At 66.7% G+C, this 20,472-nt stretch carries 20 protein-coding genes; 11 read left to right on the top strand and 9 right to left on the bottom strand.

Annotated elements, in window-relative coordinates:
• Nucleotides 1-38: 38 nt before the first annotated feature.
• From D7325_RS12270 to dctP, 5 genes are all read right to left on the bottom strand, one after another.
• Nucleotides 39-1,202 carry an isovaleryl-CoA dehydrogenase gene (locus tag D7325_RS12270; RefSeq protein ID WP_120996047.1) on the bottom strand — a complete coding sequence of 388 codons (1,164 nt, stop codon included), beginning with the start codon at nt 1,200-1,202 and terminating at the stop codon, nt 39-41.
• Nucleotides 1,203-1,340: 138 nt separating this feature from the next.
• Entirely contained in the window at nt 1,341-2,111 is a 771-nt protein-coding gene (locus D7325_RS12265) for an enoyl-CoA hydratase/isomerase family protein (RefSeq protein ID WP_120996045.1), read from the bottom strand.
• Between the two features lie 42 nt (nt 2,112-2,153).
• A complete protein-coding gene (locus tag D7325_RS12260; RefSeq protein WP_120996043.1) occupies nt 2,154-3,464 on the bottom strand; it encodes a TRAP transporter large permease in 1,311 nt (436 codons plus the stop codon).
• The gene (locus D7325_RS12255) at nt 3,461-4,000 is read right to left on the bottom strand and encodes a TRAP transporter small permease subunit (RefSeq protein WP_120996041.1); all 540 of its coding nucleotides are present in this window, start codon (nt 3,998-4,000) and stop codon (nt 3,461-3,463) included. Before D7325_RS12255 ends, D7325_RS12260 begins: the two co-directional genes overlap by 4 nt.
• A gap of 73 nt (nt 4,001-4,073) precedes the next feature.
• Nucleotides 4,074-5,114: a TRAP transporter substrate-binding protein DctP gene (dctP, locus tag D7325_RS12250; RefSeq protein ID WP_120996039.1), complete on the bottom strand. Its 1,041-nt coding sequence runs from the start codon at nt 5,112-5,114 to the stop codon at nt 4,074-4,076.
• Between the two features lie 382 nt (nt 5,115-5,496).
• Between dctP and D7325_RS12245 the strand changes: the two genes are divergently transcribed.
• The 10 genes from D7325_RS12245 to D7325_RS12200 all read left to right on the top strand — a co-directional run bounded on the left by D7325_RS12245 (nt 5,497) and on the right by D7325_RS12200 (nt 15,523).
• Nucleotides 5,497-6,282: an SDR family NAD(P)-dependent oxidoreductase gene (locus tag D7325_RS12245; protein WP_120996037.1), complete on the top strand. Its 786-nt coding sequence runs from the start codon at nt 5,497-5,499 to the stop codon at nt 6,280-6,282.
• A gap of 8 nt (nt 6,283-6,290) precedes the next feature.
• Entirely contained in the window at nt 6,291-6,761 is a 471-nt protein-coding gene (locus D7325_RS12240; RefSeq protein WP_120996035.1) for a PaaI family thioesterase, read from the top strand.
• Nucleotides 6,762-6,772: 11 nt separating this feature from the next.
• A complete protein-coding gene (locus tag D7325_RS12235) occupies nt 6,773-7,978 on the top strand; it encodes an acyl-CoA dehydrogenase family protein (protein WP_120996033.1) in 1,206 nt (401 codons plus the stop codon).
• A gap of 33 nt (nt 7,979-8,011) precedes the next feature.
• Complete coding sequence (locus tag D7325_RS12230; RefSeq protein ID WP_120996031.1) at nt 8,012-8,779, top strand: SDR family NAD(P)-dependent oxidoreductase; 768 nt, start codon at nt 8,012-8,014, stop codon at nt 8,777-8,779.
• A gap of 10 nt (nt 8,780-8,789) precedes the next feature.
• Nucleotides 8,790-9,857, top strand: a complete 1,068-nt coding sequence (locus tag D7325_RS12225) for a phosphotransferase (RefSeq protein WP_120996029.1) — start codon at nt 8,790-8,792, stop codon at nt 9,855-9,857.
• Entirely contained in the window at nt 9,854-10,636 is a 783-nt protein-coding gene (gene surE, locus D7325_RS12220; protein WP_120996027.1) for a 5'/3'-nucleotidase SurE, read from the top strand. Before D7325_RS12225 ends, surE begins: the two co-directional genes overlap by 4 nt.
• 12 nt (nt 10,637-10,648) lie before the next feature.
• Nucleotides 10,649-12,337, top strand: coding sequence for a long-chain fatty acid--CoA ligase (locus D7325_RS12215; RefSeq protein WP_120996025.1), 1,689 nt, complete (start codon nt 10,649-10,651; stop codon nt 12,335-12,337).
• Between the two features lie 41 nt (nt 12,338-12,378).
• Nucleotides 12,379-13,149 (top strand): class II aldolase/adducin family protein, encoded by a 771-nt coding sequence (locus D7325_RS12210; protein WP_120996023.1) that lies wholly within the window; start codon nt 12,379-12,381, stop codon nt 13,147-13,149.
• 242 nt (nt 13,150-13,391) lie between these two features.
• The gene (locus D7325_RS12205) at nt 13,392-14,321 is read left to right on the top strand and encodes a 2-hydroxyacid dehydrogenase (protein WP_120996021.1); all 930 of its coding nucleotides are present in this window, start codon (nt 13,392-13,394) and stop codon (nt 14,319-14,321) included.
• 188 nt (nt 14,322-14,509) lie between these two features.
• A complete protein-coding gene (locus D7325_RS12200; RefSeq protein ID WP_120996019.1) occupies nt 14,510-15,523 on the top strand; it encodes a TerC family protein in 1,014 nt (337 codons plus the stop codon).
• Nucleotides 15,524-15,678: 155 nt separating this feature from the next.
• Here D7325_RS12200 and D7325_RS12195 read toward each other — a convergent pair whose 3' ends face one another.
• A complete protein-coding gene (locus D7325_RS12195; RefSeq protein WP_120996017.1) occupies nt 15,679-16,425 on the bottom strand; it encodes a TrmH family RNA methyltransferase in 747 nt (248 codons plus the stop codon).
• Nucleotides 16,425-18,065 (bottom strand): NAD(P)/FAD-dependent oxidoreductase, encoded by a 1,641-nt coding sequence (locus D7325_RS12190; RefSeq protein WP_120996015.1) that lies wholly within the window; start codon nt 18,063-18,065, stop codon nt 16,425-16,427. The genes D7325_RS12195 and D7325_RS12190 overlap by 1 nt, the downstream gene beginning before the upstream one ends.
• Before the next feature lie 257 nt (nt 18,066-18,322).
• Here D7325_RS12190 and rlmE point away from each other — a divergent pair, with 257 nt between their 5' ends.
• Entirely contained in the window at nt 18,323-18,943 is a 621-nt protein-coding gene (gene rlmE, locus D7325_RS12185) for a 23S rRNA (uridine(2552)-2'-O)-methyltransferase RlmE (protein ID WP_120996013.1), read from the top strand.
• A 136-nt stretch (nt 18,944-19,079) separates the two neighbouring features.
• Here the strand turns inward: rlmE and D7325_RS12180 are convergent, their stop codons facing one another.
• Complete coding sequence (locus tag D7325_RS12180) at nt 19,080-19,589, bottom strand: nuclear transport factor 2 family protein (protein WP_120996011.1); 510 nt, start codon at nt 19,587-19,589, stop codon at nt 19,080-19,082.
• A 101-nt stretch (nt 19,590-19,690) separates the two neighbouring features.
• Nucleotides 19,691-20,428 carry an SDR family oxidoreductase gene (locus D7325_RS12175; RefSeq protein ID WP_120996009.1) on the bottom strand — a complete coding sequence of 246 codons (738 nt, stop codon included), beginning with the start codon at nt 20,426-20,428 and terminating at the stop codon, nt 19,691-19,693.
• Nucleotides 20,429-20,472 lie beyond the last annotated feature (44 nt).

The raw sequence follows: 20,472 nt of genomic DNA, 5'->3' as shown, positions 1-20,472 counted from the left end.
TCCGCCAATGCGGTGGGCTGAAGCCCACCCTACGTTCGCTATTTCGTTTCGTTGAATAGCTCGCGGCCGATCAGCATCCGGCGGATTTCGCTGGTGCCGGCGCCGATCTCGTAGAGCTTGGCGTCACGCAGCAGCCGTCCGGTGGGGAATTCGTTGATATAGCCGTTGCCACCGAGAATCTGGATCGCCTCGAGCGCCATCTGCGTCGCCTTTTCGGCCGTGTAGAGGATCACGCCGGCGGCGTCCTTGCGGGTCGTCTCGCCGCGGTCGCAGGCCTGGGCGACCGCATAGAGGTAGGCGCGGCTGGCGTTGAGCTGGGTGTAGAGGTCGGCGACCTTGCCCTGGATGAGCTGGAACTCGCCGATGCTCTGGCCGAACTGCTTGCGGTCGTGGATGTAGGGCACGATGACGTCCATGCACGCCTGCATCAGGCCGACCGGGCCGCCGGACAGCACCACGCGCTCGTAGTCCAGGCCGCTCATCAGCACGCGGACGCCGCCGTTCACCTGGCCCAGCACGTTTTCTTCGGGGACTTCGACGTCATCGAAGAACAGCTCGCAGGTGTTCGAGCCGCGCATGCCGAGCTTGTCGAACTTGTTGCCGCGGCTGAAGCCTTTCCACTCCCGCTCGACGATGAAGGCGGTGATGCCGTGGGCGCCTTTCTCCGGCTCGGTCTTGGCGTAGATGACGTAGGTGTTGGCATCCGGCCCGTTGGTGATCCAGGTCTTGCTGCCGTTGAGCACGTAGCGGTCGCCGCGCTTGTCGGCGCGCAGCTTCATCGAGACGACGTCCGACCCGGCGTTCGGCTCGCTCATCGCCAGTGCGCCGATGTGTTCGCCGCTGATCAGCTTGGGCAGGTAGCGGGCCTTCTGCTCGGCGGTGCCGTTGCGGTTGATCTGGTTGACGCACAGGTTCGAGTGCGCGCCATAGGACAGGCCCACCGAGCCCGAGCCGCGGCTGATTTCCTCCATCGCGACTACATGGGCGAGGTAGCCGAGGCCGGCGCCGCCGTATTGCTCGTCGACGGTGATGCCGAGCAGGCCCATTTCGCCGAACTGGCGCCACATGTCCATCGGGAACTGGTTGTCGCGGTCGATCTCGGCGGCACGCGGTGCGAGCTGGGCGGCGACGAACGCCTGGGTCTGCTCGCGCAGCATGTCGAGGGTTTCACCGAGGCCGAAGTTGAGGCTGGGGTAGCTCATGGAGGCGCCTTCTGATCTTGTCGTTGTTCGGGCGGTCGCCGTTGGTGGCGGCCGGGTGCGACGCTGGCAGGTCGCAACCTTTACGTTAACGTAAACCTGGTGACGAAAGCCTGTCAACGCCGGTCGCAGGCGAGGCGCTCAACGGCCCTGGAAACGGGGCTCGCGCTTGTCGTGAAAGGCGCGCTTGCCTTCGGCGTGGTCGCTGCTGAGGAACAGGTCGGCCTGGCGCTGGCATTCTTCTTCGAGCAGCGCCGTCACGCCGCGGGCCAGCAGCTGCTTGGTTGCGGCCAGCGCCAGCGGGGCGTGCGAGCGCAGCGTGCGACAGCGCTCGAGCGCCGCGCCCAGCGTGGTGCCGGCCGGGACGATGCGATCGACCAGCCCGATGCGATGCGCCTCGTCGACGCCGAGCGGTTCGTTGTACAGCACGATCTGCCGCGCCGCGGCCACGCCGACGCGCGCCGGCAGGGTGTGCAGCAGCCCGAGGTCGCCGATCAGCCCGACACGGCCGAAACCGGCCTTGAAGCGGGCATCGTCGGCCGCGATCAGGCTGTCGCAGGCCAGGGCGAGCGAGAGCCCCGCACCGGCGGCCCAGCCTTCGACGGCGGCGAGAATCGGCTTGGGGAATTCCAGCATCAGGCGGATCAGCTCGGCGTTGGCACGCATGCGTTCGACGCCCTCGGCGCGGTCGGCGAGCTGCATGGCGGTGAGGTCGCCGCCTGAGCAGAAGGTCCCGCCTTCGCCGCGCAGGACGATCGCATCGAGGCCTGGGTCGTCGCGGGCGTCGAGCAGCGCCTGATGCAGGTCGTGCTTGATCGCCGCGGAGAGGGCGTTGCGCCGCGCGGGCTGGTGCAACGACAGCACCAGCGTCCGCTCGTGGCGCTGGTGCAGCAGGGTGTCGATGGTCGGCATGGCGGGCTCCGTGGCCGGCGGGCGGAGCCGCCGGCCGGTGCGTCAGAACAGCGTGTCGGGCAGGTAGGTTGCGATCTCGGGGAAGACCATGATGATGCCCATGCCGACGATGTTGACGATCACGAAGGGAATCACCGACCAGTAGATGTCCTTCATGCTGATGCTCGGCGGCACGATGCCCTTGAGGTAGAAGAGGTTGAACCCGAAGGGCGGCGTCATGTAGCCGATTTCCATGTTGATCACGAACAGCACGCCGAACCAGATGGGATCGAAGCCGAGCGAGGCGATGATCGGCAGGAACACCGGCAGGGTGATCAGCATGATGCCGACCGGGTCGAGCAGCATGCCCATGACGAAGACGATGGCCATCATGAAGATCACGATCGCCCAGCGACCGCCGGGCAGGTCCATCATCAGCCCTTCGATCAGCGACTGCGCCCCCATGCCCTGGTAGGCCGCGCTGAAGGCGTGGGCCGCGAACAGGATCCAGGCGATCATGCCGGTCAGCTTGAAGGTGCGGATGGCGGCTTCCTGAAGCACCGGCCAGTCGAGCTTGCGGTACACCGCCGCGGAGATCAGCGCGCCGAGCACGCCCATCGCGGCGGCCTCGGTCGGCGTGGTGACGCCGCCGATGATCGAGCCGAGCACCATCACCACGATGCCAATCGGCAGCAGCACGGCCCGCACCGCGCGCAGCTTGTCGCCCCAGCTGCCGCGCTCTTCCTTCGGCAGGGCAGGGGCCAGGTGCGGTTGCAGGTAGCAGCGCACCAGCACGTAGGTGACCGTAAGGCAGACCAGCAGGATGCCCGGCAACACACCGGCGGCGAACATCTTGCCGACCGACTGGCCGCTGATCATGGCGTAGAGAATCATCATGATGCTCGGCGGAATCAGGATGCCCCAGCCGCCGCCGGTGTTGATGCAGCCCAGGACCATGCGCTTGTCGTAGCCGCGTTCGAGCATCGCCGGCAGCGCGATGGTGCCCATCGCCACCACGGCCGCGCCGCTGATGCCGACCATGGCGCCGAACACCGCGCAGATGCCCAGCGTGCCGATGGCCAGCCCGCCGCGCATGCCGCCGCACCACAGGTGCATCATCCGATAGAGGTCGCGCGCCACGCCGGTTCGCTCCAGCAACATGGCCATGAACACGAACAGCGGAATGGCGACGAGGGTGAAGCTCTCCATCGTGCCCCACATCTGCGAGGCGACCATGTAGAAGGCGTCCACGCCCCAGGTGAAATACAGGAACAGCACCGATACCCCGCCCAGCACGAAGGCCAGCGGCAGGCCGAGGACGAGAAAAAAGACCAGCGTGAGGAAGAACAGCAGCGTCGTGACTTCGATGCTCATTGCGCATCCTCCGCGTGCGTGGCGTCAGTGCCTTGTTCGAGGCCGAGGGCGATGAGGATGTCTTGCAGCAGCTTGGCGACACCCTGCAGGAACAGCAGCGCGGCGCCCAGCGGAATCATCGCCTTGATCGGCCAGATCGGCGGGTTCCAGGCGGAGTAGGAGGTTTCCATGCCCTGGATCGATTCCCAGGCCATGGAGCTGCCGAAGTACAGCAGTGCCGCCATGAACAGAAAGAACATGCTCGAGGTGAAGATGTCGATCCACGCGCGCGCGCGCGGGCCGAAGGAGGCATACAGCAGGTCGACGTTCACATGGTCGCGGTGCGCCAGCACGTAACCGCCAGAGAGCACCACGTAGGCGCCGAACAGCATCTGGCCCAGCTCGTTGGTCCACGACGTGGGGTTGGAAAACAGGTAGCGCATGAACACTTCGAACAGCAGCAGCCCGAAGATGAGGAAGACCAGGTAGGCCACCCAGCGGCCGATGAATTCGTTCAGCCGGGTGATGCCGTTGATGTAGGCATGGATCAGGCGCATGACGGGCCCCACGAGCAAGGATTGAGCGAAGCGTGCCGGCCGCGCGCGAGGCGGGCCGGCCGGTCGGGCGGGGTTACAGGTAGCCGAGGTCGGCGAGGAAGGTCTTGAGTTTTTCCAGCGCTTCGGCAGCCTTTTCGCTGCGCTTGCCTTCTTCTTCCCAGGTTTTCTTCGCGACTTCACGAAGGCGCGCCTGCACGTCCTCGGGCAGCACGTTGACCTGCACGCCCTGCTCCTTGATGGCCTTCTGCAAGGCGATCTGCTCCTGGTACAGGTACTCGTTGGTGCGGTACCAGAACTGCTCGTCCAGCACCTGCTTGACGATCTCCTGGTCGCGCTCGGAGAGCTTGTCCAGCGCCTTCTGGCTGACGATGATCACGTCGGTGCCGGCGATGTTCAGTGCCGGTTTGACGTGGTACTTCGCTACTTCGTAGAAGCTCATGCTCGCCGCGCCCTGCGCCGCGCCCCAGTGCGCGCCGTCGACCACGCCGGTATCCAGCGCCGGGTAGAGCTCGCCGCCTGGCAGGTAGGTGGTGGAAGCGCCGGCCTCGTCGAGGAACTTCTGCAGTGCGCCGGAGGAGCGAATCTTCAGCTTGGTGAAGTCTTCCCAGCTGTTGATCGGGTTCTTCACGACCATCTCGGTCGGGTAGACCTTGTCGGTCGACCAGTAGACGCCATGCTGCGCCGCCTCTTCGCGGAGCATGTCCTCGAAGCCCATGTGCTTGTGGAAGTAGGCGGTCTCCCACACGTTCTGGAAGGCGAAGGGCAAGCCCGAGGCGATGCCGGCGAGGCTGATCTTGTCCTGCGCGTAGCCGGGGGAGATGGTGCCCATCTGGATGATGCCGCGGCTGACCGCGTTGAAGGTTTCCTGCGGTTTGAACAGCGCGCCGGCTTCGAACAGCTGCAATTGCAGGCGGCCGTCGGTGCGGCGCTCGATTTCGTTCTTCAGGCGGACGAGGCTGTCTTCATAGGAGCTGCTGGCGCTCGGCCAGTGCGACTGCACGCGCCACTTGGTGACCTCCTGCGCGGCGGCCCACTGGGGCAGCAGGGCGGAGGCGGCCAGCGCGGCCACGCTGGCCGGGAGCAGCAGCTTCTTGAACAGGGGCTTGAGCTTCATGTCGCTTCCTCTTCTTGTATTTGTCGTGGGCCGGCGTGGCGGTGGCGCCGATCGGCTGCTTTTCATGATCGTCCCGTCGCGGTTGTTTCGCAGAGCAAAACTAACTTTTGCGGGCAAGCGAAAACCTATCACAGCCATTTCATTTTTCAAATCATCGCAATTGTTACCGCCGTTGCCATGCGATTGGCGCCCGGCGCAGGCCGCTGAAACAAGCGACTGAGGCTGACCGATCGGTCATTTCGCCATCGTGCGATCGGCCGATGTTTCGCAGAAGCGGAAAATAACGCGCCATCACTCGCCAGAATGAAACTGTTTTTCGCTTTGACCTTGATCGGGATGCGTGCGAGTTTCTTTCGAAACAAGAATTCGCGAGGAAGCAGGCATGCGATTCACGGGTCGTGTCGCGATCGTCACCGGAGCGGGCGGCGGCATCGGTCGTGCGACCGCGGCGCGGCTGGCCGCCGAAGGTGCCCGGCTGGTGCTGGTCGACTGGGCCGCCGAAGGGCTTGCCGAGACCGTCGCCCAGTTGCCGGCCGGTACGGATGTCATGAGCGCCCCGCTGGATGTCTCGCAGGAAGATCAAGTGCAGTCGCTGGTCGAGCGGGTGATGGAGCGCTTCGGGCAGATCGATGTCCTGTGCAACAACGCCGGGATCTCTGGCAGCGGCTATCCGCCGATCGACCAGCAGGACCGCGACGAGTGGGCGCGCCTGCTCGACGTCAACCTGATCGGCCCGATGCTGCTCAGCAAGCATGTCGCCCCGTCGATGAAGGCTCGCCGGCAGGGCGCGATCGTCAACACGGCGTCGGTCGCCGGCCTTCGCTCGGGCGCCGGCGGCAACGCCTACAGCGCCTCCAAGGCCGCGCTGATCAACCTGACCATGACCTGCGCCTGCGACCTGGGCGAGTGGAACGTGCGCGTCAACGCCGTGTGCCCCGGTCTCGTCGAAACCGGCATGACCCGCCGGGTGTTCGAGGCCGCGCGCGAGCAGGGCAAGGGCCACAAGCTCGGTTCGCGCTGCGAGCTGCGCCGCTATGGCCGGCCGGAAGAGGTCGCCGCGGCGATCGCCTTTCTCGCCAGCGACGACGCCAGCTTCATCACCGGGCAGGCATTGCCGGTCGATGGCGGCAACACCGCGTCGCTGAACCTGCCCGGCATGAAGGTCTAGGAGGCGCCATGACCGATTCCGTCGAAACCCCGCGCAGCCTGCTGGACCGCGATTTGCCGGGCTTCCACCGCGTGCTCGGCTACCGCCAGGTGGCCTGGCGTGACGGCGAGGCGGTGCTGGAACTGTCGCTCGAGGCCTGCCACCTCAACCTCGGCGGCTCGGTGCACGGCGGCGTGCTGTGCTCGCTGCTCGACGTGGTACTCGCCCAGGCCGGCACCTACTGCCCGGACCCGACCCGCATCCGCAAGGCCATGACCCTGACCCTCACGACCACCTTCACCGGCCAGTGCGGCAGCGGCGTGATCCGCGCCACCGGCACGCGGCGTGCGGGTGGCAGCCGCATCTTCAACAGCTCCGGCGAAATCCGCGATCAGCACGGCCACTTGCTCGCCATCGGCGAGGCCACCTTTCGTCTGCGCTCGGGCAGCGAGGCGCCGGAAGGCGTGCCGCTGGTGCCGCACGACGACTCACGACAATAAGGAATCAAGCGATGTTCGAACTGACCGGAACGGCCAAGGACCTGCACACGCGGCTCACCGCGTTCATGGACGCGCACATCTACCCGAACGAGCCTGTCTTCAAGCGGCAGATCGCCGAGGCGGCCAACCGTTGGGAGCAGCCGCCGATCCTCGCCGAACTGAAGGCCAAGGCGCGCGCGCAGGGCCTGTGGAACCTGTTCCTGCCGGAGAGCGAGTTCGGCGCCGGCCTGTCGAACGTCGAGTACGCCCACCTGTGCGAAGTCATGGGGCGCTCCTCGTACGCGCCGGAAGTGTTCAACTGCTCGGCGCCGGACACAGGCAACATGGAGGTGCTGGCGCGCTACGGCACGCCCGAGCAGCAGGAGCGCTGGCTCAAGCCGCTGCTGGATGGCGAGATCCGCTCCTGCTTCTCCATGACCGAACCGGACGTGGCCTCGTCGGATGCCACCAACATCGCCTGCGAGATTCGCCGCGAAGGCGACGAGTACGTGATCAACGGCCGCAAGTGGTGGTCGAGCGGGGCCATGACCACCGCCTGCAAGATCGCCATCGTCATGGGCAAGACCGACCCGACCGCCGAGCGCCACCGTCAGCAATCGATGATCCTGGTGCCGCTCGATACCCCCGGTGTGAAGATCGTTCGCGCGCTCGAGGTGTTCGGCTACGACCACGCCCCGCACGGCCACGCCGAAATCCTCTACGACAACGTCCAGGTGCCGGCGAGCAACATGCTGCTTGGCGAGGGGCGCGGCTTCGAGATCGCCCAGGGGCGCCTCGGTCCGGGCCGCATCCATCACTGCATGCGCACCATCGGCGTCGCCGAGCGGGCGCTGAAGGAGATGTGCGAGCGCGTGCAGAGCCGCGAGGCGTTCGGCCGGCCGCTGGCCAAGTTCGACTCCATTCGCAAGGACATCGCCCGTTCGCGCATCGAGATCGAGCAGACGCGCCTGCTCACGCTCAAGGCCGCGCACATGATGGACACCGTCGGCAACAAGGTGGCCCGCCAGGAAATCGCCATGATCAAGGCCGCCGCGCCGGAAATGGCACTGCGCGTGCTCGACCGCGCGATCCAGGCGCACGGCGCCAAGGGCGTGTCGCAGGACAGCTTCCTCGCGGCCGCCTGGGCCAAGGTGCGCACCCTGCGCCTGGCCGACGGCCCGGACGAAGTGCACCTGGACGCCATCGCCAAGCTGGAACTGGCCCGCTACCCGCGCTGATCCTCGAACCCGACGACAAGAAGGAAGCCTTCCGTGAACAATCCCCTGTTCGACCTGACCGGCAAGGTCGCCCTCATCACCGGCTCGACCAAGGGCATCGGCCGCGCCATCGCCGAAGAAATGGCCAGGTGCGGCGCCAAGGTCGTGATCTCCAGCCGCAAGGCCGACGCCTGCGAGCAGGTGGCTGGCGAACTGAGGGCCGCGGGCTTCGAGGCCATCGCCGTGCCCTGCCACGTCGGCCGCAAGGAAGACCTCGAACGGCTGGTCCAGACCACGCTGGAGACCTGGGGCCGCATCGACGTGCTGGTCTGCAACGCCGCCACCAACCCGGTCTACGGCCCGACCAGTGAGATGACCGACGAGGCCTGGGACAAGATCATGGGCACCAACGTCAAGGGCACCTTCTGGCTCGCCAACCTGGTGCTGCCGCAGATGGCCGAGCGCGGCGAGGGCGCGGTGATCATGCTCTCGAGCATCGCCGGGCTGCGCGGCAACACCACCATCGGCACCTACGGCGTGTCGAAGGCCGCCGAGGCCGCGCTGGCGCGCAATCTCGCTGCCGAGTGGGGGCCGAAGGGCATTCGCGTCAACGCCATCGCGCCCGGTCTGGTGCGCACCGATTTCGCCAAGGCGCTGCTGGACGACCCCGAGCGGGTCAAGCGTGCCGCGGAAAAGACCCCGCTGCGCCGCATTGGCGAGCCGATCGACATCGCCGGGCTCGCCGTCTTCCTCGCCGCGCCGGCCAGCGCCTACATCACCGGCCAGGTGATCGTCGCCGACGGAGGGGAAACCGCATGCTGAGGACGGCCGCATGAGCCAGGTCGAGCTGATCGATGTTTTGCCGGCGCACCGCTTCGACGAGGCGGCGCTGGCCTGCTACCTGCGCGACCATCTGCCCGACATGCAGGCGCCGCTCGTCGTGCGCCAGTTCCAGGGCGGCCAGTCCAACCCGACCTTCCTGCTGGAAACCGGCGGCCGTCGCTACGTGCTGCGCAAGAAGCCGCCGGGCAAGATCCTGCCGTCGGCGCACATGGTCGAGCGCGAGTACCGGGTGATCCGCGCGCTCGGCGAGCACACCGAGCTGCCGGTGCCGATCGCCCGCGTACTCTGCGAAGACGCGGGCCTGATCGGCACGCCGTTCTATGTGATGGATTACGTCGAGGGCCGGGTGCTCTCGCATCCGGCGCTGCAACCGGCGGCACGCGAAGAACGGCGGGCGATTCACGTCGCCGCCATCGACACGCTGGCCGCGCTCCATCGCGTCGATCCAGCCGCCATCGGGCTGGGCGACTACGGCAAGTCGCAGGGCTACGTCGCCCGCCAGGTCAAACGCTGGAGCGGCCAGTACGAGGCCTCGCGCACCGGTGACCTGCCGGCGATGGAGGCGTTGATGCGATGGCTGCCCGACCACGTGCCGGCCCATGACGAAACCGCGATCGCCCACGGCGATTTCCGGCTGGGCAACCTGATCCTCGCCAACGACAGGCCGCAGGTACGGGCGATCCTCGATTGGGAGCTGTCGACGCTCGGCCATCCGCTGTCGGACCTCGCCTATTACTGCCTGCCGTATCACCTGCCCGCCGAGTACGAAGGCATGCGCGGATTGATCGGCATCGATCTCGCCGCCGAAGGCATTCCGTCCGAATCCGAGCTGCTCGAACGCTACTGCCAGCAGACCGGCCGCGCCGGGCTGGAGGACTGGCACGTGTTCGTCGCGTTTTCGCTGTTCCGGCTGGCGGCCATCGTGCAAGGCGTCTATGCCCGCGCGCTGCAAGGCAACGCCAGCAATGCCGATGCCCTGGAGGTCGGCCAGCGCGCCGGCGTGCTCGCGGAGACGGGCTGGCGCATCGCCCAGCAGGGCGCGGAGGGCGCGCGATGACCGCCTTGTTTCGCCGGGTGCTGGTCACCAATGACGACGGCATCGCCGCGCCGGGGCTGGCGCGGCTCGAACGCATCGCGGCGGCGCTGGCCGAGGAGGTGTGGGTGGTCGCGCCGGAGCACGACCAGAGCGGCACCGGCCAGAGCATTTCGCTGCATGCCCCGCTGCGGGTGTTCGAACACGGCGTGCGGCGCTATGCGGTGTCCGGCACGCCGTCGGACTGCGTGATGTTCGCGATGGCCCAGTGGCTGGAGGCGAGCCCGCCGGATCTGGTTCTCTCGGGCATCAATGCCGGCGCCAACATCGGCGATTCGGTGCCGTACTCCGGCACGGTCGGCGCGGTGATGAGCGCGGCCCTGCTGGGGCTGCCGACCGTCGCGCTGAGCCAGGCGTTCACCGACCGCGCGCGCATCGACTGGTCGCCGGTCGACACCTACGCCGAGCCGATCATCCGCCGCCTCTGGGCGCACAGCCCGGAAGGCGGCTGCTGGAACGTGAATTTCCCGGCCTGCGGCGCCGACGAGATCAGCCACGTGCGCGCCGTGCGCACCGCCGAGGGCTCGATCCGCCGTGCGCGGCTGGTCGCTGGCGAAGACGCCCGTGGTCTGCCGTACTGGTGGCTGGGGTTCGAACGCGCGTCGGCGCACATCACCGCGCCGGATGCCGACATCACCGCGCTGCGCGAAAAGCGCATTGCCATCACCCCCATGAGAGACGCCCGCTGCTGGCTCGAGCCCGGCCAGGAAACCGACCTGGCGACGCTCCTCGCGGCGGACTAAGAGGACTTACGCATGTTCACTCGTCACCACGCCGTCTGGCCCGCGTACTTGCCCCGCTCGCTGGCGGTGCCGCGCACCAGCCTGTTCGCCAACCTGGAAATCGCCGCCCGGCGCTACCCGGACAAGACGGCGATCGTCTACTACGGCAGCGAGATCCGTTACCGCGACCTGCTCGCCGAAGTCGAAGCGCTGGCCGGCTACCTCCAACACCTCGGCGTGGCCAAGGGCGACCGCGTGCTGCTGTACATGCAGAACGCGCCGCAATTCACCATCGGCTACTACGCCATCCTGCGGGCCGATGCGGTGGTGGTCCCGGTCAACCCGATGAATCACACCGCCGAACTCGAGCATTACCTGGCCGATACCGGCGCTGCCGTGTGCCTGTGCGGCCAGGAGCTGATCGAGCAGATCGCGCCGCTGGTCGGTCACGAGGCGCTGCGCCAGGTGATCGTCGCCAACTATGGCGAGTACGTGCGCGAACCCACCGACCTGGCGTTGCCGGCCGAGGTGCAGCTGGCCAGCCAGTCGCCCGGTTTCGCCGGCGGCATCGCCTGGTCCGACGCGCTCGCCGCCGGCCATGCGCCAGGCCCGCACACGGCCGGGCCGGACGATCACTGCGTGTTCCCCTACAGCTCCGGCACCACCGGCGCGCCCAAGGGCTGCGTGCACACCCATTACTCGGCGATGGCGACCATCGTCCACCGCGCGGCCTGGACGCAGATGTCGAGCGAGGCGGTGGTGCTGGCCACGTTGCCGTACTTCCACGTGACCGGCATGCAGGGCGCCATGAGCGGCCCGATCTACCAGGGCGCCACCGCGGTGATCATGACCCGCTGGAACCGCGAGGTCGCGGCACGGCTGATCGAGCGCTACCGCATCACCTCGTGGATCAACATCGCCACGATGGCGATCGACTTCCTCTCCGACCCGGACGTCGAGCGCTACGACCTGTCCAGCCTGCGCAACATCGGCGGTGGCGGGGCGGCGATGCCCAGGGCCGTGGAAGAGAAGCTGCGGCGTCTGACCGGCTTGCCGTACATCGAGGGCTACGGCCTGTCCGAGACCATCGCGGCCACGCACATCAACCCGCTCGACAAGCCCAAGGCCCAGTGCCTGGGCATTCCGGTGTTCGACGTCGACAGCCGCGTCGTCGACCCCGAGACGCTGCGCGAACTCGGCCCGAACGAGGTGGGCGAGATCGTCAGCCACGGCCCGCAAGTCTTCCAGGGCTACTGGAACCGGCCCGAGGAAACCGCCAAGGCCTTCATCGAGCTGGATGGAAAGCGCTTCTTCCGCACCGGCGATCTAGGCTGTTACGACGAAGAGGGCTACTTCTTCATGGTCGACCGGGTCAAACGCATGATCAACGCCTCGGGCTTCAAGGTCTGGCCATCGGAGGTGGAAAGCCTCATGTACCGGCATCCGGCGATTCAGGAGTGCTGCGTGATCTCGACCCCCGACCCCAAGCGCGGCGAAACGGTCAAGGCCTGCGTGGTGCTGCGCGAAGCGGAGGTCGGGCGTGTCAGCGAGCAGGACATCATCGACTGGTGCCGCGCCGAGATGGCGGCCTACAAGGCGCCGGTGTGCGTCGAGTTCCGTAGCGCGCTGCCGCGTTCCTCGACCGGCAAGCTGATGTGGCGTGCTCTGCAGGAAGAAGAGAACGCCCGCTGTGCCCAGACGACCGACGCGGCGACAGTCTGAGCCGCCACACCACCGAGCCGCCACGCCAAGGGGAGAGACCCATGCAAACGTCCAGCATCACCGGCCAGGATTCAGGCCGCATCGAGCAACGCGAAGCCGAGTGGCAGGTGCGCAAGGACCTCGCCGCCGCGTACCGACTGGTCGCCCACTTCGGCTGGGACGATCTGGTGTTCACCCACCTCTCGGCGCGCGTACCGGGTGGTGACCATCACTTCCTGATCAACCCCTACGGGCTGCTGTTCCGCGAGATCACGGCGTCTTCGCTGGTGAAGATCGACCAGGACGGCAACATCGTCCAGAGCGGCAGCCTGCATCGGGTCAACCCGGCCGGCTTCACCATCCACAGCGCGGTGCACATGAACCGCGAGGATGCCGGCGCGGTGATGCACCTGCACGCCGCCGACGGCGTCGCCGTGTCCGCGCACCGGGACGGCCTGCTGCCGCTGAGCCAGACCGCCATGCTGTGCCTGGATCACCTGAGCTACCACGACTACGAAGGCGTGGCGCTGGACCTCGGCGAGCGCGAGCGACTCACGCGCGACCTCGGCAACAAGTCGATGATGATGCTGCGCAACCACGGCGTACTCACCCTCGGCCGCGACGTGCCCGAGGCGTTCACCTACCTGTACTTCCTGATGAAGGCCTGCGAAATCCAGGTACGCGCCCAGGCCTGCGGCCCGACTTGGACACCCTCGGCCGCCGCCATCGAAACCACCCGCCAGCAATCGCAGGAACTCGGCAAAGCCGCAAAACTCACCTGGCCAGCCCTGCTGCGGCTGCTCGAAAGCGAAGGGCAGGTCTACGCCGTCTGACGGATGCGCGGTCTCAGGCCCACCGCCTGCGCCGCGCCCCTGCCGCCTCGAGACGAATCGCCCCCGCCCCGTAGGAGCCCGCTTGCGGGCGAGCCGCCCCCGCCAGATCGACAAGAATTGCACCAACCCGTAGGAGCCCGCTTGCGGGCGAACCGCCCCCCGCCAGATCAACAAGGATTGCACCCAACCCGCTGAACCCCCGCTAACGCCCCAATGCCCAGCCGAACCCACAAGGACACCGCATGAAAATCCTGTTCGCGGCCTACGACCCGCAACCCGAACGCTGGACCGACCTGATCGCCGCGCAACTGCCCGATGCCGAAATCATCGTCTGGCAAGCCGGCCTGCCGCCAACCGGCGCCGACTACGCGCTGGTCTGGCAGCCTTCCGAGGCGCTCTTCGAACAGGAGCGCTCGCTGCGTGCGGTGTTCAACCTGGGCGCGGGGATCGACGGCCTGCTGCGACTGCCGAACCTGCCACGCGACATCCCGGTGGTGCGGCTGGAAGACGCCGGCATGTCCGTGCAGATGGCCGAGTACGTCGCCTATCACGTGGTTGGCGCCAGTCGCGACATGGACCTCTACCGCCAGCAGCAGGCCGAGCAGCGCTGGAAGATCCATCGGCCGATCAAGCGCAGCGAATGGCCCGTCGGCGTGCTCGGGCTTGGCCATATCGGCAAGCGGGTCGCGCGGACCCTCGCCGCGCTGGACTACCCGGTGCATGGCTGGGCGCGCAGCGAGCATGCGCTCGACGGCGTGCAGAGCCATGCCGGACAGGCCGGGCTCGACACCTTCCTGTCCGCCACGCGGGTGCTCATCAACACGCTTCCGCTGACCGATGACACGCGCGATCTCATCGACTACCGCCTGCTCAGCCGCCTGCAACCGAATGCCGTGGTGATCAACGTCGGTCGCGGCGAACACCTGGTCGACGACGACCTCATCCGCGCGCTCGCCGAGGGCCAGGTCACCCGGGCCGTGCTCGACGTCTTCCGCCAGGAACCGCTCCCCGCCGACCACCCGTTCTGGCGCACCCCGGGCATCACCATCACCCCGCACATTTCGGCCCGCACCCTGCGCGATGCGACGGTCGAGCAGATCTGCACGAAGATCGGCGCGCTCGAAGCCGGAGCGCCGGTGAGTGGCGTGGTGGATGTGCAGCGGGGGTACTGAGCCGGTCACGGGGGCGCGGTCAGCCGGCGAACGCGACGCTTGCCGGGATGGAAATAATTTGCAAAGCCGGACGGCTTGAGCGCCGCACGGCGCCTGCTAGATTGGCGCCGTGACGCCGGGCCCCTCTGACAGCCGAGTGCTGCCATGTCGGAGTCGCAGTTTGTACAACTTCGACGAAGGAGGGGCTCATGAGCACCCTGGAACCGTTCTTCATGGCCGAGTTTCTCGGCACCGCTACCTGGTTGTGGCTGATCTTCATCGGCATCGTCATCGCGCTCTTGGTCTTCGACCTCGGCGTGCTGCACCGCGAGCATCGCGAAATCGGCGTCAAGGAAAGCTTGCTGCTGTCAGCGGGCTACATCACCGCCGGCCTGCTGTTCGGCTTGTGGGTGTGGCACATCAAGGGCGGCGATGCCGGTATGGATTTCTACACCGGCTTTCTGATCGAGAAGTCGTTGTCCATGGACAACGTGTTTCTCATGGCGATGATCTTCAGCTTCCTCGCCATCCCGCGTAAGTACCAGCACGAGGTGCTGTTCTGGGGCATCCTCGGCGTGATCGTGCTGCGCGCGATCATGATCGGCTTGGGTGCCGCGCTGATCGCCGAGTTCAGCTGGATTCTCTACGTGTTCGGCGTCTTCCTGCTGCTGACCGGCGTGAAGATGCTGTTCAGCAAGGTGGACGATCACCCGGACCTGGCCAGCAATCCGCTGATCCGGTTGCTGCGCCGTCACATGCGCGTCACCGACCGCCTGCACGAGGGCCGCTTCTTCGTGCGCGAGCCCGATGCCAGCGGGCGAACGGTACTTTGGGCGACGCCGCTGTTCCTGGCGCTGGTGCTGATCGAATGCGCGGACCTGGTCTTCGCGGTCGACAGCGTGCCGGCGATCTTCGCCATCACCCAGGACCCGTTCATCGTCTACACCTCGAACATCTTCGCGATCCTTGGCCTGCGTGCGCTGTACTTCGCGCTGGCGGCGATGATCCACCGCTTCGCCTACCTCAAGTACGCCCTGGCGCTGGTGCTGGTGTTCATCGGCTGCAAGATTTTCCTGGTGGGCATCATCGGCAAGACCCCGCCGGTGATCTCCCTGAGCGTCACGGTCGGCCTGCTGGCGGGCGGTGTGCTGCTGTCGCTGTGGAAGACACGCAACGATCCGCCGCTCACCCGCACCGCCAGCGAGACAGACGAGCGGGCCTGAGCGAAGCCGGATGGCGCCTGTCGGGGAGCGCTGAGCGAGGCAGCTACAGCGCTCCCCTCGGCGGCTTTCCGTCATCCACGCATGTCTGTTGCGATAGGGCGCACCGTCAAGGGTCGTTCCGGTCAACAGGTTGCGTCGGCTCCGATCGTGCCCGCCTACGCGCTGCGGATGCGTGATCGGCTCAACTCATAGGCGCACATGTTGACCGTCGCCGCGAGGTTCAGCGACTCGATGGTGCCGCAGCCGTGGATGGTGAACGGCTGCGCATCGAGGTCGGTCAATCGCTCGCGCGGCACGCCACGGGCTTCGTTGCCGAACAGGTAGCAGTCGAAGCTGCCGAAGCCCGCCGATTGGATCGGTTCGCCCTGCATGTCCAGGCAGGCGATTCGCTCGAAGCGCGCACGCAACGCATCGAGCCCGACATCCAGCTCAAGGGGCGTATGGAAGATCGCTCCCATGCTGGCGCGCACGACCTTGGGGTTGTACGGGTCGACGCTGCCGGGGCTGAGCAGGCAGCGGAAACTGCCGAACCAGGCCAGCGTGCGCAGGATGGTGCCGAGATTGCCCGGGTCCTGGACTTCATGCAGGTAGATGGCGCGCTCGTCGCCGGACGCCGAAACCGGCGCGGCTGTGGTTGGCATCGGCACCCGCGCAACGATGCCTTGCGGGGTCTTGGTGTCGGCGATCTGCGCCATCTGGCGTTCGCTGATCAGGTGCGTCCGGAACGGGCTCTGCCAGTGCTCGTAGGCGGCGGTGACGTACAGTTCGCTGCGCTGCAGATGCGGGTGATGCAGCGCGGCTTTCTGCAGTTCGAGAACCAGGTGCTCGCCCTCCACGAGAAAGCAACCGAACTCGGCCCGGTACTTTTTCAGGTGGAGTTTTTTGACCTCGTCGATTTTCATCAGCTTGCCGCTTGGCGGGGCTGGCCACCCGTTGTGTCCAGTAGGGATCGCGCCAGCGCCTCGGCGACCTTGATTCCATCGACACCCGCCGAGAGGATGCCGCCCGCATAGCCGGCGCCTTCGCCAGCCGGGTACAAGCCGCGCAGGTTCAGGCTTTGCAACGTTTCCGGGTCACGGGTGATGCGCACCGGAGACGACGTGCGGGTTTCGATCCCGGTGAGTACCGCGTCATCGCGATCGAAACCGCGAATCTGCTTGCCGAAAGCGGGCAGTGCTTCGCGGATGGCTTCGATCGCATACTCGGGCAGCGAAGGCGCCAGATCGCCCAGGCGCACACCCGGCTTGTAGGACGGCTCCACCTCGCCGAACGCGGTCGACGGCACGCCGCGGATGAAGTCACCGACCAGCTGCGCAGGCGCGCAGTAGTCGCTGCCACCCAGTGCGTAAGCGTGCGATTCCAGGCGCTCCTGCAACTCCACGCCGGCCAGCGGGCCGCCCGGGAAATCCTGCTCCGGGTTGATGCCCACGACGATGCCGGCATTGGCATTGCGCTCGTTGCGCGAGTACTGGCTCATGCCATTGGTCACAACGCGCCCAGGCTCGGAGGTGGCCGCCACCACGGTGCCGCCGGGGCACATGCAGAAGCTGTAGACGGCGCGGCCGTTGCTGGCGTGATGCACCAGCTTGTAGTCGGCGGCGCCAAGCTCCGGGTGGCCGGCATATTTGCCGAGGCGGGCCTGATCGATCATCCCTTGCGGGTGTTCGATCCGGAAGCCCACGGCAAAGGGCTTGGCCTCGATGAACACGCCCTGGCGATGCAGCATGCGGAAGGTGTCGCGGGAACTGTGGCCCAGCGCGAGCACGACATGGCGGCTGCGAAGCGTCTCGCCGCTGGCCAGCACCACGCCTTCGAGCTGGCCGTCGTCGATCACGAGGTCGGTGACCTTGCTCTCGAAACGCACCTCGCCGCCGAGGGCGATGATTTCCTCGCGCATCGCGGCCACCACGCCGGTCAGGCGGAAGGTGCCGATGTGCGGCTTGCTCACGTACATGATCTCTTCCGGCGCGCCGGCGCGTACGAACTCGTGCATCACCTTGCGGGCGTAGAACTTCGGGTCCTTGATCTGGCTGTAGAGCTTGCCGTCGGAGAACAGCCCGGCGCCGCCCTCGCCGAATTGCACGTTGGACTCGGGCGTAAGGGCCTTCTTGCGCCATAGCGCCCAGGTGTCCTTGGTGCGGCGGCGCACGTCCCGGCCGCGCTCCAGCACGATGGGCTTGAAGCCCATCTGCGCGAGCAGCAGCGCCGCGAACAGGCCGCAGGGGCCGAAGCCCACCACCAGCGGTCGTTCATTCAGGCCGGCTGGCGCCTGCCCGACCGGGTAATAGCCGGTATCCGGGGCAGGGCGCACGTTGCGGTCGTTGGCGAGGCGCGCCAGGATCGCCGCTTCGTGCCGGGCTTCCAGGTCAATGATGTAGATGAACAGGATGACGCTGTTCTTCTTGCGCGCATCGTAGCTGCGCTTGAACACGGTGAAGTTCAGCAGGTCGGCGTCGCTGATGCCGAGCCGCTCGACGATGGCCGCGCGCAGTTCGTCGGCGGAATGATCGAGGGGCAGGGACAGCTCGTTGAGGCGAATCATGGCGGTAGTCCTGGCCGGTGACCCCGGCAGAGGAAGAAACGGAAGGTGAAGCAGGGCGCGGAGTGTACGCGTGGCGGCTTGCTGCTGTCAGGTCTTCTCCGATGGGTGTCCGTCAGGCGTCGGTGGCGCGCGCGGGGTGGCTCGCAGCCCCGCGGCGCCGCGATATCGGCTTATAATCGCCGCCACTTTGCGGCCTGGGCGCTTCGCTCCGGCGCGCAGGTCGCTCTTCACCTTGATGCCCCGTGGTTGGCTTTCCCATGAAACGATCCAAAAGCAGCCGCCGGTGGCTGGATGAACACGTCAACGATCCTTTCGTCAAACGCGCCCAGAAAGATGGCCTGCGCTCGCGTTCCAGCTACAAGCTGATCGAGCTGAACGAGAAGGACAAGCTGATACGCCCCGGCATGCTGGTCATGGATCTGGGCTCGGCCCCGGGAGGCTGGTCGCAGGTGGCCGGCGGTATCGTCGGCGAAACGGGGCGGGTGCTGGCTACCGACATCCTGCCGATGGGCGCGCTCGACAATGTGGATTTCGTTCAGGGCGACTTCACCCAGGACGCGGTCTTCAATCAGATCCTCGGCATGCTCGGCGGCAGGCAGCCCGATCTGATCGTGTCCGACATCGCGCCCAATATCAGCGGGGTCGCAGCCGCTGACCAGGCCGCCTCGATGCACCTGGTCGAACTCACCCTGGACATGGTTCGTCAGGTGCTCAAGCCCGGCGGCAACTACGTGGTCAAGGTCTTCCAGGGCGAAGGCTCGGACGCCTTCCTCAAGGATGTTCGCGGTTCATTCGAAAAAGTCGTGATACGCAAACCCGAGGCCTCGCGGCCGCGGTCCAGAGAGGTTTATCTGGTCGCCAAAGGGTTCAAAGGCTAGGGCGCCCACGCCGAGGTATTTCGGCCCGGCGTGGTTGCCTTGTTCCCAGCATGAGTCGTTCCATGACGTCGATTGGACGACCACCCTCAGTGAACCCTGCAAGCCCAATGCGCCTGGCCCTTCGCCGTGCAACAGGTCATGTCCTGGGGGCTGGAACGCGCTGGAGTACATCTTCATATTCGGGCAGGTCGAGGAAGGCGATCACCTCGGCGGCCTTTCCGTCGTCCATTCGCAGAATCCACACGTAGCTGTTGCGGTAGGGCGCGCCGTCGGCGGCCGTTCCGGCGCCATCCCAGTGGACGATCACATGCTCGCCGTCGGCCCAGATGTCCCGGACCGTCGGCTGGACGAAGGTCGCCATGCGGTCGGCGAAGGGTTTGATGGCGCGTTCCATGAAGTCGTCGCGCCCCCTGTAGACGCCGGCGGAGGGGCCGGACCCCTTGATGATCCAGACCGCATCCTCGGTCAGGACGTCATCGAAGAACGAACCCTCTCCCGCCGCCCAGTCGGCGAAGGCCTGCGCGATGAACTGGCGGTTGCGTTCGGTCGCCGCTTCGGCTTCCGGGGGCGTACCTGCCTGTGCGGCGGACACGCCGAGCGGCGCCAGCAGGGTGAACAGGGCGAACACGTAGCGTTGAATGGTCATCGCAGCACTCCTTTCAGGGGGGCGACGCCCGGTCGGCCCGCGACGTGACGAACCGGGCGATGCGCGAATCGGTGAGGTGTGAATCGGACGGTGCGTGCGCGTCAGTAGGGGCTGGCCGTCGGCCGAACGATCAGTTCGCTCACGTCCACGTCCGCCGGCTGTTCGACGGCGTAGGCAACCGCGCGGGCGATCGCATCGGCGGGGATGGCGATCTTGCGGAACGCCTGCATTTCCGCGCGTCCGCCTTCGTCGGAGATGCTGTCGGCCAGCTCCGATTCGGTGACGCCGGGCGAGACGACGGTGACGCGGATGTCGCCACCGACTTCCTGGCGCAGCCCTTCGGAGATGGCCCGGACGGCGAACTTGGTCGCGCAGTAGACGGCGGCGGTGGGGCTCACGGCGTAGGCGCCGATCGACGCCATGTTGATGATCTGACCGGCACGCTGGCGCTGCATCAGCGGCAGTGCCGCGGCGATTCCGTGCAGCACGCCGCGGATGTTGACGTCGATCATGCGGTCCCACTCGTCGACCTTGAGCGCCTCGAGCTTGGAAAGGGGCATCACGCCAGCGTTATTGACGAGCACGTCGAGGCGACCGTGTCGGCTGGCCGCGAAGTCGACGAACGCCTGGACATCGCTTCGATCGGTGACGTCCAGCGCGCGGAATTCGGCGGTGCCACCGGCTGCGCGGATGTCGCCGGCGATCTGCTCGAGCCGTTCGGTACGACGAGCGCCCAGGACGACCGTGGCGCCGCGGCTGGCGAGCAGCCGGGCGGTTGCTTCACCGATCCCACTGCTGGCACCGGTAATCGCGACGACTTTGCCTTCGATGGTGTGCATGGCTGTTCTCCTCTCTGGATGTGCCTCGGTGAGGCGGTGAAGCC

It is taken from the genome of Stutzerimonas urumqiensis (assembly GCF_003640395.1).
GTDB lineage: Bacteria > Pseudomonadota > Gammaproteobacteria > Pseudomonadales > Pseudomonadaceae > Stutzerimonas > Stutzerimonas urumqiensis.
This window is presented reverse-complemented; position numbering and strand designations above follow the sequence as displayed.